This window comes from Streptomyces halobius (genome assembly GCF_023277745.1).
Classification (GTDB): Bacteria; Actinomycetota; Actinomycetes; order Streptomycetales; family Streptomycetaceae; genus Streptomyces; species Streptomyces halobius.
In genome coordinates, this window is record NZ_CP086322.1 from 6,483,663 (window position 1) to 6,496,321 (window position 12,659).

A 12,659-nucleotide genomic window follows, 5' to 3' on the forward strand; every position below is an offset into this window, starting at 1 on the left:
AGTAAGCAGCCCCCAGCCCCCAGTCATTGCTCGCCAGTCGCCGGCGGATGACCCTCGGCCGTTCACTCGGCTTCCCGCCACCCCTCGTGCTCCGCCGCGAGCTCGTCCAGCCGGCCCGGGTCGTAGGCGGCGTCCGAGTCCTCGAACACCACCAGCCACTGTGCGTCCTCAGCGTCGTCCTCGCCGGCCAGCGCGTCCCGTACCAACTGGGGTTCCTCGGCGAGGCCGAGCCGTTCCGTCAGTGTCTCGGACAGTTCCTCGGCCGCGTCGCGGTCGGGCAGCACCAGGACATGGCGCCGGTGTCGTACGTGTTGTGCATCGCTCACCGGACCATTGTCCGACAGCGGGACGGCGGCCCTGGTGCGGGCCCCGAGCCGCGTCCCGACCGGGTCCCGGTGGCAGACCCGGACGGCGCTGTCGGTGGGGCGTGGGATGCTGGACCGCGATGGCCAGGAAGACAGCTCACGACGACCCCCTTGCCCCCGTCACGATCGCGGTGGGTCAGGAAGACCTGCTGCTGGAGCGCGCCGTGCAGCAGGTGGTGGCGGCCGCCCGCGCGGCCGACGCGGACACCGACGTACGCGACCTCGCCTCCGACCAGCTGCAGCCCGGCACCCTCGCCGAGCTGACCAGCCCCTCGCTCTTCGCCGAGCGCAAGGTCGTGGTGGTGCGCGGCGCCCAGGACCTCTCCGCGGACACCATCAAGGACGTCAAGGCCTACCTCGGCTCGCCCGCCGAGGAGATCACCCTGGTACTGCTGCACGCCGGCGGCGCCAAGGGGAAGGGCCTGCTGGACGCAGCCCGTAAGGCCGGTGCGCGCGAGGTGGCCTGCCCCAAGATGACGAAGCCGGCCGATCGACTGTCCTTTGTGCGGGGCGAGTTCCGCTCGCTGGGGCGCTCCGCGACGCCGGAGGCATGCCAGTCCCTGGTCGACGCGATCGGCAGCGATCTGCGCGAGCTGGCCTCGGCGTGTGCGCAGCTGGTCGCCGATATCGAGGGCACCATCGACGAGGCCATGGTCGGGCGCTACTACACCGGCCGCGCCGAGGCGTCGAGCTTCACCGTCGCGGACCGCGCCGTGGAGGGCCGCGCCGCCGAGGCGCTGGAGGCGCTGCGCTGGGCGCTGTCCACCGGCGTCGCCCCCGTCATGATCACCAGCGCGCTCGCCCAGGGCGTCCGCGCCATCGGCAAGCTGGCCTCCGCCCCGCGCGGCGCCCGCCCCGGCGACCTCGCCCGCGATCTGGGGATGCCGCCCTGGAAGATCGACCGGGTACGGCAGCAGATGCGCGGCTGGACGGCGGACGGTGTCGCGTCGGCGCTGATCGCGGTGGCCGAGGCCGACGCGGGCGTCAAGGGCGGCGGTGACGACCCCGAATACGCACTGGAGAAGGCCGTCGTGGCGATCGCCCGCGCGGCACGGTCCCGCTCCCGCTGAGGCTGCCCGACGGGTCGGGTCCCGCCGCCCGCAGCCGGTGGACCACGCATCCGTACGGCACGCACCCGAGGGGCCGCACCCGTGCGGTACGTGCCCGTACGGAGTGAACCGCCACGCATCCGTGCGCCGCGTGCCCGTACGGATTTGCCCGCAGAGCAGCGGAAACGGGCAGAGCCAGCCCTACGGAAACCGGACTCCCCCAAGGGCTTTGCACGGAACCACCTCGGGTCGTTCCCCGCAGATCCCGAACGCCCCCACGGACCCTCGACACTCCCCGCGAACACCCACCCCAACCCGGCCCACGAAGAACCCCGCCCAACGAAGAACCTTGCCCAACGAAAAAACCCCGCCCGCCCCCGGGGGCATGGGGGCGAAGGCGGGGCCTTCGTACAACGTATGCGGCTCCTGCGGCGGAATCCGCCGGCCGGGCCGAGTGCGCCGCACCCGCGTGGCGAACGCAGGCCGCGTGCGGCGCGGTGGTGCATCGATCGGGGAGCGGAGAGAGGGGCCGCTGGGTCCCCGACCGCGGAGGGTGGACCGGTAACGGTCCGGGCAATGCGGTCGGACGAAGGTTCAGCCCTTGAGGGAGGAGACCTTCTTGGCCAGCGCCGACTTCTTGTTGGCGGCGGCGTTCTTGTGAAGGACACCCTTGCTGACGGCCTTGTCGAGCTTCTTGGCGGCCTCGGCCTGGGCGGTGGTGGCCTTCTGCAGGTCGCCGGCCTCGACGGCCTCACGGGTGCGACGGATCGCGGTCTTCAGAGAGGACTTGACAGCCTTGTTGCGCTGACGAGCCTTCTCGTTGGTCTTGATCCGCTTCATCTGGGACTTGATGTTCGCCACGAAAGAGCCTTTTCAGGTTCGTTGGAGTTTCGAGTCGCGCCCCGTACCGGTCCTTTCCTTGAAGAACCGGTTCCTTGAAGAACCGGCCCCTTCGTCGGAGACCGGTCATTCGGAGACCGGTCCCTATTGAGAGAGGGCACGAAGCGCAGTGGTCCAGGCTACCAGCAGGGCTTACGGCCGCCCAAACCGGTCCGGAGCCGCCGTCCGGGCCCCACCCGAACCGGGCTGGAGCCGCCGTCCGGGTCCGCCCCAACCGGGCTGGAGTCGCCGTCCGGCCCCACCCGAACCAGCCCGGAATCGCCGTCCGGGTCCGTCCGAACCGACCCGGAATCGCCATCCGCCCCCGCCCGAACCGACCCGCAGCCGCCGTCCCGGCCCGCCCGAACCGGACCGTGCGCGCCGCTCATGGGACGATGGGGGAGACATCACAACCGAGTCCCGCCTACATGCGTTCACTGAATGGAACCTGCGTGCCCGCGACCCCTACGAACGTGCCGGAGCCGAGCCGTACCGAGCCGGCTCTCCTCCGTAACTTCTGCATCATCGCGCACATCGACCACGGCAAGTCGACGCTCGCCGACCGGATGCTCCAGCTGACCGGTGTCGTCGACCAGCGGCAGATGCGCGCGCAGTACCTCGACCGCATGGACATCGAGCGCGAGCGCGGCATCACGATCAAGTCCCAGGCGGTCCGGCTGCCCTGGAGCCCCAGTGAGGGCGAAGAGGGCAGTGGTACCACCCACATCCTCAACATGATCGACACCCCGGGCCACGTCGACTTCACCTACGAGGTGTCCCGGTCGCTCGCCGCGTGCGAGGGCTGCATCCTCCTCGTCGACGCGGCTCAGGGCATCGAGGCGCAGACCCTCGCCAACCTCTATCTGGCGATGGAGCACGACCTCGCGATCATTCCCGTCCTCAACAAGATCGATCTGCCGGCCGCCCAGCCCGAGAAGTTCGCCGCCGAGCTGGCGAACCTCGTCGGCTGCGACCCCGAGGACGTCCTGAGGGTCTCCGCCAAGACCGGCATCGGCGTTCCCGAGCTGCTGAACAAGGTCGTCCGGGAGGTGCCGCCCCCGGTCGGCGTCAAGGACAGCCCCGCCCGCGCGATGATCTTCGACTCCGTCTACGACGCCTACCGCGGCGTGGTGACGTATGTGAAGGTCGTCGACGGCACGCTGAACAAGCGTGAGCGGATCAGGATGATGTCCACCGGCGCCGCGCACGAGCTGCTGGAGATCGGCACCAACTCGCCGGAGATGAAGGCCGCCGACGGGCTGTCCGTCGGTGAGGTCGGCTATCTGATCACCGGCGTGAAGGACGTCCGCCAGTCCAAGGTCGGTGACACCATCACCCAGCTCACCAAGGGGGCCGAGGAGCCGCTGGGCGGCTACAAGGACCCCAAGCCGATGGTGTTCTCCGGCCTGTATCCGCTGGACGGCTCGGACTACCCGGAGCTGCGTGAGGCGCTGGACAAGCTCCAGCTCAACGACGCCGCGCTGGTCTACGAGCCGGAGACCTCCGCGGCCCTCGGCTTCGGTTTCCGCGTCGGCTTCCTCGGCCTGCTGCACCTGGAGGTCATCCGGGAGCGCCTGGAGCGCGAGTTCGGCCTCGAACTGATCGCCACCGCGCCGAACGTGGTCTACCAGGTGGACATGGAGGACGGGACCGAGTACACGGTCACCAACCCCAGCGAGTTCCCGGTCGGCAAGATCGACACGGTGCACGAGCCGGTCGTACGGGCCACCATCCTGGCGCCGAGCGAGTTCATCGGCGCGATCATGGAGCTGTGCCAGAACCGCCGCGGCACGTTGCTCGGTATGGACTACCTCTCCGAGGACCGCGTCGAGATCCGCTACACCCTGCCGCTCGCCGAGGTCGTCTTCGACTTCTTCGACCAGCTCAAGTCCAAGACCCGCGGCTATGCCTCGCTGGACTACGAGCCCACCGGCGAGCAGACCTCCGACCTCGTCAAGGTCGACATCCTGCTGCACGGCGACAAGGTCGACGCCTTCTCCGCGATCACCCACAAGGACAAGGCGTACGCCTACGGTGTGCGGCTGGTCGCCAAGCTGCGGGAGCTGATCCCGCGGCAGAACTTCGAGGTGCCGATCCAGGCCGCCATCGGCAGCCGGGTCATCGCCCGTGAGACGGTCCGTGCCATCCGCAAGGACGTCCTCGCCAAGTGCTACGGCGGTGACATCTCCCGTAAGCGGAAGCTGCTGGAGAAGCAGAAGGAAGGCAAGAAGCGGATGAAGATGGTCGGCAGCGTGGAGGTCCCGCAGGAAGCCTTCATCGCGGTGCTGTCCTCGGACTCCTCGGGCGACGGGAAACCGAAGAAGTAGCACAGCCGAAGAAGTGGCGAAGTCGAAGGCGTAGCGAAGTCGACGAAAGAGCGCAGCCGAACGAGAAGCGCAGTCGGAGAAAAGCGAAGCCGAAGAAGAAGCAGCGGCGCCGAAGTCGCGGCACAAGTCGCAAGGGCGAGATTCCTCGCCAATCGGCATGTGTCACCACGTGTCACCGCAGAGCAGGGCGCCGGTCCCCGGAGGACCGGCGCCCTGTCGGCTGTCCGGGTGCGCGCCGTGGGCGGACACGGAGCGTGGCGCGGTGGTTCCCGTACAGTTCGAGTTGCGGGCGTGAGCTGCGGTTTTATGCTCAGTGCCGGGGAGTTTCGGGAGACGCGAGTGTCACGTGCGCCTTTCGCAGCGGTCACATCGTGAACGAGTCGGCCACAGACTCTTACGCACCGGCGAAACGCGCTCTACTCTGATCACTGCTCAAAGGTTACTCGCGAGTCACCAGCAACGAAGCGGGCCCCGGAGGATGCCGTGACGGACACCCACACGCTGATCGAAAGCCGGCCGCCCTCGGTGGCGAACCTCTTCCTGGAGCGGGTCGCGGCCACTCCCGATACCGAGGCGTACCGCTATCCCGTCCCACCTGCCTCGGGCACCGGCCCGGACGACTGGAAGGCGCTCTCCTGGGCCGAGGCCGCGGAGCGGGTCTACGCCGTCGCGGCCGGCCTGATCGCGCTCGGCGTCGAGCCCGAGGAGCGGGTGGCGCTGGCCGCCAACACCCGCGTCGACTGGATCCTCGCCGACCTCGGTGTGCTGTGCTCCGGCGCGGCCACGACCACGGTCTACCCGAGCACCAACGCCGAGGAGACGGCCTACATCCTGGCCGACTCCGGCAGCAGGGTGCTGATCGCGGAGGACGCCGGGCAGCTCGCCAAGGCCCGGGAGAAACGTGCCGAGCTGCCCGACCTGGCGCATGTCATCGTCATCGAGGAGGCGGACGCGGCGGCGGCCGAGGGCGACCCGGAGGGCTGGGTGCTCTCGCTCGCCGAGCTGGAGCGGCGCGGCGCCGAATACCTGGAGAAGCACCCCGGCTGCGTCAAGGAACGGGTCGCGGCACTGCGCGCCGACCAGCTCGCCACGCTGATCTACACCTCCGGGACCACCGGCAAGCCCAAGGGCGTCCGGCTGCTGCACGACTGCTGGTCGTACATGGCGCGGGCGATCCAGGCGACCGGGCTGGTCACCGAGGACGATGTGCAGTATCTGTGGCTCCCGCTGGCGCATGTCTTCGGAAAGGTGCTCACCGCGGGGCAGATCTCGGTCGGGCATGTGATCGCCGTGGACGGCCGGGTCGACAAGATCATCGAGAATCTGCCGGTGGTGCGGCCGACGTATATGGCGGCGGTGCCGCGGATCTTCGAGAAGGTCTACAACGGTGTCGCGGCCAAGGCGCGGGCCGGCGGCGGCGCCAAGTACAAGATCTTCCAGTGGGCGGCCGGGGTGGCCCGCGAGTACGCCAAGGTCTCGCAGGAGAACTTCCGGCGCACCGGCAACTCCTCGGTGCCGTTCGCACTCGGCGCCAAGCACAAGGTCGCCGACGCGCTCGTCTACGGCAAGCTGCGGGAGGCGTTCGGCGGCCGGCTGCGCGCGGCGGTCTCCGGCTCGGCCGCGCTCGCTCCGGAGATCGGCTACTTCTTCTCCGGCGCCGGAATCCACATCCTGGAGGGCTACGGCCTGACGGAGTCCAGCGCCGCCAGCTTCGTCAACCCCGGCGAGGCGTACCGCACCGGGACGGTCGGCAAGCCGCTGCCCGGCACCGAGGTGCGGATCGCCGAGGACGGCGAGATCCTGCTGCGCGGCCCCGGCATCATGCAGGGCTACCACGGCCTGCCGGAGAAGACCGACGAGGTCCTGGAGCCGGACGGCTGGTTCCACACCGGCGACATCGGCGAGCTGTCCCCGGACGGCTATCTGCGGATCACCGACCGCAAGAAGGACCTGATCAAGACCTCGGGCGGCAAGTACATCGCGCCGGCCGAGGTGGAGGGCCAGTTCAAGGCGGTCTGTCCGTTCGTCTCCAATGTGCTGGTGCACGGCTCCAACCGGAACTTCTGCACCGCGCTGATCGCGCTCGACGAGCCGACGATCATGGACTGGGCGAAGGAACACGGCGTGGCCGGCACGACCTACGCCGAGGTCGTCGCCACCGACCAGGTGCGCGAGCTGATCGAGGGCTATGTCAAGCGGGTCAACGAGGGCCTGCAGCGCTGGCAGCAGATCCGTAAGTTCCGGCTGCTGCCGCGCGACCTGGACATCGAGCACGGTGAGGTGACGCCGAGCCTGAAGGTCAAGCGGCCGGTGGTGGAGCGGGCGTTCAAGGATCTGCTGGACGAGATGTACGCGGGGGCGCGCGAGGAGTAGCGCACGCCCGCCCGGCGCCTTACGAGCCTGAGCAGGCCCTATGGGCGGAGCCGTTGCCACGGGGTGGTGCGGAGTGGTGAGAGCCGCTTCCGTGCCGCCCCGTAGGTGCGTGGCTCGGTACCCGTACCACCCAGTGACGTTACTGGGCGGCTGCCCGTCCGGGCGCACCGCGCGTCGGCCAACTCCCGTGGCGCGTCAGCCGAATCGTCCGTCGCGGCCACCCACTTCGGTGACTCGACGCTTATGGCTGCCCTCTGTCTGTCACCCTGTCGGTGGCGCATCCGGCGCTGTAGCGGAGCTGCTCGGGAGTTGGTCAATGAGGACGACAACTTCGGTTCATCGGGACGACGTCGCGAGGGCGACGGCCGGCGGGCGCTGTTGCGGCGGCTGCGGTGCGGGCACCCCGGGCGGCCCGGTCCGCTCCCTGCGGGTCAGCCTGCCCGGGGACCCGCGGGCCGCCTCCGCCGCCCGGCAGTTCGTCCGGGCCGCGTTCGCCGACTGGTCCGCTCAGGGGCTACCCGGCGCCGAGGGCCTCACCGACCGGCTCGCGGACGAAGCGGTGCTGCTGGTCAGCGAGTTGGTCACCAACGCCGTGGTGCACGCCGGCACCGCCGTCGAACTGCGCTGCCGGCTGGAGGAGGCGGGGCACCGGCCGGAGCAGGTGGCGTACCCGGAGGACTCCGCGGAGCCGGACGCGTCCCCCGGCTTCGTACCGGGCGCGGACGACCCGGACGACACTCTCCCGGACTCTGTCCGGGGGGACCTCCATCGCGCGGGCGTCGTCATCGAGGTCTCCGATCACCACTCCGCACGCCCGGTGCGCGGACACGAGGCCGGCGAGGGCGGCGCAGCCTCCGAAAGCGGCGGCCACGGCCTGCAGTTGGTCGGCGCGGTCGCCGAGTCCTGGGGCATCACCTACCGCCACGCCATGAAGACCGTCTGGTTCCGGCTGCCCGCGGGCGCCCCCGAGGGCGGCGTTCGGCCCGAGCTGGAGGCCGACTTCGACAGCCAGCTGCTGCAGCACGGCCTGCGCGCCGCCGAGCTCCTCGCCCCGGCACCGCGCCGCGCCACCCGCGGGAACCGCGACGCCGGCTGGATCGACCAGGGGGCCCTCTCCTTCCTCGCCGAGGCGTCCGACCTGCTCTCCGGCCAGCTCGACGCCGATCAGGTGGCCTCCCTCGCCGCCCAGTTGACCGTGCCGCGGCTCGCCGACTGGTGCGCGGTATGGCTCTATGACGACGGCGACGGCGGCGCGCCCGGACGTGGTATAGCCGGGGACGCCGGGACGCAGCGGCTCGCTCGCGTCTGGCACTCCCACGAGAGCCTGATCGATTCGCTGCGGACGGCCCTGGAGAAGCAGCCGCCGGTGACGGCGGACAGCGGTACCGGCGGCCTCGGCAGCACACCGACCGCGACCGCTTGGCCCTGGCCGCACGATCCGGGCGGTTACGAGCCCGGCGGCGCGGCCCTGGCCTGCCCCCTGGAGGCCGGCGGCCGCCGGCTCGGCACCCTGCTGCTCGGCCGGTCCGGTCTGCCGCGCTTCCCCGACGAGGTCCTCGGCCTGGTCGAGGACCTGTGCCGCCGGGTCGCCCGCGCCGTCGCCACCGCCCGCGCCTACCGCCACCAGGAGCGCATCAGCCAGGTCCTGCAGCGCCGCCTGCTGCCCCCGGGCCGCGCGCTGGTGCCCGGCGTGGCGTCGGCGGTCGTCTACGAGCCGCGCGAGGGCGCCTGGGCGGGCGGCGACTTCTGGGATCTCTTCGAGGCCGGTGACGGCCGCTGGTGCTTCGCGCTCGGTGATGTCTGCGGCAGCGGCCCCGAGGCGGCCGCGGTGACCGGCCTGGCCCGGCCCGTACTGCGGATGCTGGCCCGCGACGGTTTCAACGTCTCCGAGGTGCTGGACCGGCTCAACAGGACCATGGCGCGGGAGGCCGCGGACTCCGTCGCGGCCGTCGCGGCGGCGGTGGCGGCGGCCGGGGCCGGCGCGGAGGCGCCCGTCGAACTCCGTGACGAGGGTGAACAGGCCCGCTTCCTGTCCCTCCTCTACGGTGAGATCGTCCCGTACCAGGGCGGCTCCGGCGGCGCCCGCTGCACCCTCGCCAGCGCCGGCCACCCGCTGCCGCTGGTACTGGGCGTGGACGGCGCGGTCCGGGTCGCCGCGGCGCCGCAGATGCTGCTGGGAGTGGTCGAGGACGCCTCGTACGTCAGCGAGTCGTTCGACCTCTGCCCCGGCGAGACGCTGCTGTGCGTGACGGACGGGGTGACCGAGCGCCGCTCGGGACGGCACCAGTTCGACGACGAGGACGGCCTGGCCAAGGCCCTCGCCGCCACCGCCGGCCGGGGCGCCACCGCCATCGCGGAACATCTCCGCAACGCCGTCCACGCCTTCGCCCCGAATCCGCCCGACGACGACCTGGCCCTGCTGGTCCTCCAGGCGGCGGCGAAGGAGACGGCGAACAGGGCACCGTAGGGCGCCGTAGGGCGCCGTCAGCGGGCGGAACGATTCCGCCCCCGCATGACGGACAATGGACCCCATGCCTTCCGCACTGCCTGATGGTGAGCCGATGCCCGAGGACGGGGCGCTGCCCGGTCCTGCGCTGACGGGGGCGGCCGAGCGGCCCCTCGGCTTCTATCTGCACGTGCCGTACTGCGCGACCCGCTGCGGCTACTGCGATTTCAACACCTACACCGCGAGCGAGCTGCGCGGTTCCGGCGGCGCCCTGGCCTCCCGCGACAACTATGCCGGGACGCTCGTCGAGGAGATCCGCCTGGCCCGCAAGGTACTCGGCGACGACCCCCGCCCCGTCGAGACGGTCTTCGTCGGCGGCGGCACCCCTACGCTCCTCCCCGCCGCCGACCTCGCCCGGATGCTGGCCGCCCTGCGCGACGAATTCGGCCTCGCCCCGGACGCCGAGATCACCACCGAGGCCAATCCCGAGTCCGTCGACCCGCGCTACCTGGAGGAGCTGCTCGCGGGCGGTTTCAACCGCGTCTCCTTCGGCATGCAGAGCGCACGGCAGCACGTCCTCAAGATCCTCGACCGTACGCACACCCCGGGCCGCCCCGAGGCATGCGTCGCCGAGGCCCGCACCGCCGGTTTCGACCACATCAACCTCGACCTGATCTACGGCACCCCCGGCGAGACCGACGACGACTGGCGCGCCTCCCTGGACGCCGCCCTCGACGCCGGCCCCGACCACATCTCCGCCTACGCCCTGATCGTCGAGGAGGGCACCCAGCTCGCCCGCCGGATCCGCCGTGGCGAGGTCCCGATGACCGACGACGATGTGCACGCCGACCGCTACCTGATCGCCGAGGAGGCCCTGTCGGGGGCCGGTTTCCGCTGGTACGAGGTCTCCAACTGGGCCACCAGCGAGGCCGCCCGCTGCCGCCACAACGAGCTGTACTGGACCGGCGCGGACTGGTGGGGCGCGGGCCCCGGCGCGCACAGCCATCTCGGCGGCGTGCGCTGGTGGAACGTGAAGCACCCCGGCGCGTACGCCCAGGCCCTGGAGGACGGCCGCTCCCCGGGCGCGGGCCGCGAAATCCTGACGGCCGAGGACCGCCGCGTGGAACGCATCCTGCTGGAGCTCCGCCTGGCGGACGGCTGCCCGCTGTCCCTCCTCGCCCCCGCGGGGGCGCGCGCGGCGGAGCGTGCGCTGGCCGACGGGCTGCTGGACGCGGGGCCGTACGAGGCCGGGCGGGCGGTTCTGACGCTGCGGGGGCGGTTGTTGGCTGACGCGGTGGTGCGGGATCTGGTGGACTGATGCTCGAACGAGTGAACCGATGCGAGGGGCCTGTGGCCCCTCCTAGGGTGCTCCCAGCCTGTGCCGCTGGAACTCCTCGGCCTTGAGCTGGACACCAGCAAGTTCGGCACACTTCCCGGCGTCAGGCCGCACTCCCGACCGTAACAAAATCAATCAACTCCTCCACCCGCCCGAGGAGTTGCGGCTCTAGATCCCGGTACGACCGCACACCCGACAGAATCCGCTGCCACGCCGCCCCCGTGTTCTCCGGCCAGCCCAGCGCCCGGCACACCCCCGTCTTCCAGTCCTGCCCGTGCGGGACGGACGGCCAGGCCGGAATGCCGACCGAAGACGGCTTCACCGCCTCCCACACATCGATGTACGGGTGCCCGACGACCAGCACATGCGCGTCCGTGACCGACGCCGCGATCCGCGACTCCTTCGAGCCGGGTACGAGGTGGTCCACCAGCACCCCCAGCCGGGCATCAGGACCCGGGGAGAAGGACCGGACGATCGCCGGGAGGTCGTCGATGCCCTCCAGGTACTCCACGACGACGCCCTCGACGCGCAGGTCGTCGCCCCAGACGCGCTCGACCAGGTCCGCGTCGTGCCGCCCCTCGACGTAGATGCGGCCGGCCCGCGCGACCCGGGCGCGGGCGCCGGGGACGGCCACCGAGCCGGAGGCGGTGCGCCGCGGGCGGTGCTGTCGTGGCGGGGCCGAGGGCCGCACGAGGGTGACGACCCGGCCCTCCAGGAGGAAGCCGCGCGGTTCCATGGGGAAGGTCCGGTGTTTGCCGAAGCGGTCCTCAAGCGTCACGGTCGGGCCCTGCGCGGTCTTCTCGCAGCGGATCACCGCCCCGCAGAAGCCCGAGGTCACCTCCTCGACCACGAGATCAGGCTCGGCCGCCACCTCCGGCGCCGGCCGCTGCTTCTTCCAGGGCGGGGTGAGGTCGGGGCTGTATCGGTTGGTGTGCATGGGGACCTGCTTCTCGGGGCCGGGTGGCTGGGTCGGGACCTGAAGGAAGGTATCGGGGACCTGAGGAACGTAAGAGGAAACGGCTCCTCAGGCGCGGGACACGCCGAAGCGTTCGGCCAGCGCGTCGCGTTGCTCACGGACGAAACGGGCATTCACCACGGCGCCGTGCCCCGGCACATACACCGCGTCCTCGCCACCGAGCGCCAGCAGCCGGTCCAGCGCCCCGGGCCACTGGTGGGGCAGCGCGTCGAGCCCCACGTCCGGCTCGCCGGACTCCTCGACCAGGTCGCCGCAGAAGACGATCTCCCGGTCGCCGCCCCGGCCCGGCACCAGCACCGCCAGATCGTGCGCCGTGTGACCGGGGCCGACATTGGCGAGCAGCACCTGCCGGCCGCCGAGATCGACGGTCAGCTGGCCATGGACATGATGGTGCGGGCGGACCACCAGATCGGCGGCCTCCGTCGCGGCGTCCCGGTCGACGCCATGGCGCATGGCGTCATATCGCAGCTCCTCCCGGTGGCGCCGCAGCAGATCGGCCAGGCCGGCCGCGCCGAACACCTCCACGCCCGCGAACGCGGCGGTACCCAGCACATGATCGAAATGCGGGTGGGTGAGCGCGACATGCGTCACATCCCGGCCCAGCACCCCGCGGATAGCGCGCCGCAGATCCGCGCCGTCGCGGACGGTCGCGCCGGTGTCGACGATCATGACACCGGCCGCTCCGGCGATCACCCCGACCGTCTCGTCCCAGCCGGGCATCCGGCGCCGGGCCACACCGTCACCGAGCTGTTCCCAGCCGGCCTCTTCCCAACCGGTCGTTTCCCCAGCAGTGTGCATACCGAGACGCTAGCTCTCTCGCGATAGCGTTGCCTGATGGCTGCCGCGCGGACCGGTGTTTCCCGGCCCGTCACACGTAGTCGGCCGGTTCCGGGGCAAGTACTGGGTAC

At 71.2% G+C, this 12,659-nt stretch carries 9 protein-coding genes; 5 read left to right on the forward strand and 4 right to left on the reverse strand.

The annotated features are described in order from the left end of the window. Window positions 1-62 precede the first annotated feature (62 nt). On the reverse strand, window positions 63-326 hold the full coding sequence (locus K9S39_RS29350) for a hypothetical protein (RefSeq protein WP_248866351.1): 264 nt from the start codon (window positions 324-326) through the stop codon (window positions 63-65). Between the two features lie 119 nt (window positions 327-445). On the opposite strand from K9S39_RS29350, the gene holA reads away from it, so the two are divergent. Next, window positions 446-1,435, forward strand: a complete 990-nt coding sequence (gene holA, locus K9S39_RS29355) for a DNA polymerase III subunit delta (protein ID WP_248866352.1) — start codon at window positions 446-448, stop codon at window positions 1,433-1,435. Between the two features lie 573 nt (window positions 1,436-2,008). Here holA and rpsT read toward each other — a convergent pair. Continuing rightward, window positions 2,009-2,275: a 30S ribosomal protein S20 gene (rpsT, locus tag K9S39_RS29360; protein ID WP_248866353.1), complete on the reverse strand. Its 267-nt coding sequence runs from the start codon at window positions 2,273-2,275 to the stop codon at window positions 2,009-2,011. 470 nt (window positions 2,276-2,745) lie between these two features. On the opposite strand from rpsT, the gene lepA reads away from it, so the two are divergent. The 4 genes from lepA (at window position 2,746) to hemW (ending at window position 10,757) form a co-directional block, all read left to right on the forward strand. Further along, on the forward strand, window positions 2,746-4,620 hold the full coding sequence (lepA, locus tag K9S39_RS29365; RefSeq protein WP_283113029.1) for a translation elongation factor 4: 1,875 nt from the start codon (window positions 2,746-2,748) through the stop codon (window positions 4,618-4,620). Window positions 4,621-5,103: 483 nt separating this feature from the next. After that, window positions 5,104-6,993 (forward strand): AMP-dependent synthetase/ligase, encoded by a 1,890-nt coding sequence (locus K9S39_RS29370; RefSeq protein ID WP_248866355.1) that lies wholly within the window; start codon window positions 5,104-5,106, stop codon window positions 6,991-6,993. A 316-nt stretch (window positions 6,994-7,309) separates the two neighbouring features. Further along, the gene (locus K9S39_RS29375) at window positions 7,310-9,460 is read left to right on the forward strand and encodes a SpoIIE family protein phosphatase (protein WP_248866356.1); all 2,151 of its coding nucleotides are present in this window, start codon (window positions 7,310-7,312) and stop codon (window positions 9,458-9,460) included. 64 nt (window positions 9,461-9,524) lie between these two features. Then, window positions 9,525-10,757 carry a radical SAM family heme chaperone HemW gene (gene hemW / locus K9S39_RS29380; protein WP_248866357.1) on the forward strand — a complete coding sequence of 411 codons (1,233 nt, stop codon included), beginning with the start codon at window positions 9,525-9,527 and terminating at the stop codon, window positions 10,755-10,757. A 121-nt stretch (window positions 10,758-10,878) separates the two neighbouring features. On the opposite strand, the gene K9S39_RS29385 is transcribed toward hemW, so the two are convergent. Next, a complete protein-coding gene (locus K9S39_RS29385; protein WP_248866358.1) occupies window positions 10,879-11,712 on the reverse strand; it encodes a DUF3097 domain-containing protein in 834 nt (277 codons plus the stop codon). An 87-nt stretch (window positions 11,713-11,799) separates the two neighbouring features. Further along, entirely contained in the window at window positions 11,800-12,549 is a 750-nt protein-coding gene (locus K9S39_RS29390) for an MBL fold metallo-hydrolase (RefSeq protein WP_248866359.1), read from the reverse strand. Window positions 12,550-12,659: the final 110 nt, after the last annotated feature.

Bases quoted from the DNA above. Each gene is read 5' to 3' on its own strand.
- holA (WP_248866352.1), top strand. From the start codon at position 446: ATGGCCAGGAAGACAGCTCACGACGACCCCCTTGCCCCCGTCACGATC.
- K9S39_RS29375 (WP_248866356.1), top strand. From the start codon at position 7,310: ATGAGGACGACAACTTCGGTTCATCGGGACGACGTCGCGAGGGCGACG.
- hemW (WP_248866357.1), top strand. From the start codon at position 9,525: ATGCCTTCCGCACTGCCTGATGGTGAGCCGATGCCCGAGGACGGGGCG.
- K9S39_RS29385 (WP_248866358.1), bottom strand. From the start codon at position 11,712: ATGCACACCAACCGATACAGCCCCGACCTCACCCCGCCCTGGAAGAAG.
- K9S39_RS29390 (WP_248866359.1), bottom strand. From the start codon at position 12,549: ATGCACACTGCTGGGGAAACGACCGGTTGGGAAGAGGCCGGCTGGGAA.